The organism is Streptomyces lonarensis (assembly GCF_012033735.1).
Taxonomy (GTDB): Bacteria; Actinomycetota; Actinomycetes; order Streptomycetales; family Streptomycetaceae; genus Streptomyces; species Streptomyces lonarensis.
On record NZ_JAAVJD010000460.1, the window covers coordinates 1 to 1,447 of the forward strand.

The 1,447-nt window shown below is 75.4% G+C and carries 2 protein-coding genes; both read right to left on the minus strand.

The features are described 5' to 3' along the window. Positions 1-69 precede the first annotated feature (69 nt). Complete coding sequence (locus HCN56_RS25515) at positions 70-462, minus strand: roadblock/LC7 domain-containing protein (protein ID WP_167975009.1); 393 nt, start codon at positions 460-462, stop codon at positions 70-72. 120 nt (positions 463-582) lie between these two features. Continuing rightward, positions 583-1,447 (minus strand): ATP-binding protein (locus tag HCN56_RS25520; protein WP_167975011.1); only part of this gene is annotated, 865 nt, incomplete at its 5' end.

A 1,447-nucleotide genomic window follows, 5' to 3' on the forward strand; every position in this document is an offset into this window, starting at 1 on the left:
CGACCGTGCCGGGCGGCACGGTCGCCCCGGCCCGCCGCCGGGGACGGGCGGCGCCGCGTGGCGTACGGCTCAGGCGCCGTCCCGGACGGCGACCCCCATGTGCTCGCCCACCTTGGCGACCAGCAGCTCGGTCTCGTAGCCCAGTTGGGCGGTGTCGGTCTCGCCGCCGGTGAGGACCGCGAGCGCGCTGCCGTCGCCGGCCGCGGCGACCAGCAGGACGCCGTCGTCGAACTCGACCATGGTCTGCCGGACGCTCCCGCTGGCGAACTGGTCGCCGACGTTGCGCGCGAGGCTGTACAGGCCGGATGCGACGGCGGCCAGGCGCTCGGCGTCCCCCCGGGGCAGTTTTCTGCTCGTGGAGGTGACCAGGCCGTCGCTTGACAGCAGCAGGACGTGACGCACGCCCGGGAGACGTTGCGTCAGATCGTCCAGCAGCCAGTCGAGTGTGGTGCTCAGTGCCATGGCTCAGCTCCCCAGGTTCTTCGGGCTACCCCCGCCCACAGCCTTCCCCACACCGCTGCCGAGAGCAACCTCTCGGACACGCACTGGCTGAACCGCGCACGATTCGGGGCCAATCCGTGCCTACGCGGACAGTGGAGCGTCATCGCCGACCCCGTTCCGGCAGGGTTCGGCCACTGTGAGCAGGGCGGTCGGTACGACGACCTCGACGGTGAGGCCGGCGTTGTCACTCGGCAGGAGGTCGATACGGACACCGTGCCGGGCGGCGAGCCTACCGGCGACGAAGAGTCCGAGCCGCCGGTCCTCCCCCGGCCCCTCGACGGCGGCGCTCGCCAGTCGACCCCGGGCCTCGGCCAGGGCGGCCGCGTCGAGGCCGGGGCCCCGGTCCTCGATGCGGTAGGCGTAGCCCAGGGGGTGCAGGCCACCGGTGACCCGCACCCAGGCGTGGGTGGGCGAGTACCGGGTGGCGTTCTCCATCAGCTCGGCGAGCAGCCGGGTCAGGTCGCCCGCCGCGTGGCCCGGCAGAAGAGCCCGCGGTGAGGGTCGCACCTCGACGCGCCGGTAGTCCTCGATCTCGCACTGCGCGGCGCGCGCCACCTCCTCGACGTCGATCGGACCGCGGTGGTGGCCGTCGCCCGCGGCGGCGCCGGCGGGGCGGCCGGCGAGCGAGGCGAGGAGGTCGGTCTGCCGCCGGGCACGGGTGGCGAGGTGGTCGAGGCGGAACAGTTCTCCCAGGGCCGCGGGGTCGGTGGTCCGGTGCTCCATCTCGTCGAGCTGGGCGAGCTGGAGGTCGGCGAGGTGACGCCCCCTTTCGGCCAGGCGCGCCAGGGCCGGGGCGAGGGGGTCGGCCCCGGCGCCGACGCGCGCGGCCGACGCGGCGTCCGCGATGCCCCGTAGCGCGGAGCGGTGGACCGCCGCCAGGGCGGTGCGGACGCCGGTCAGCGGGTCGGCGGCGCCCCAGCTGGACCGCGCTGCCCTACGCCCTGGG

What these genes read in the sequence shown, in the direction of transcription:
- HCN56_RS25515 (WP_167975009.1), bottom strand. Translation starts at nt 462, where the DNA reads ATGGCACTGAGCACCACACTCGACTGGCTGCTGGACGATCTGACGCAA.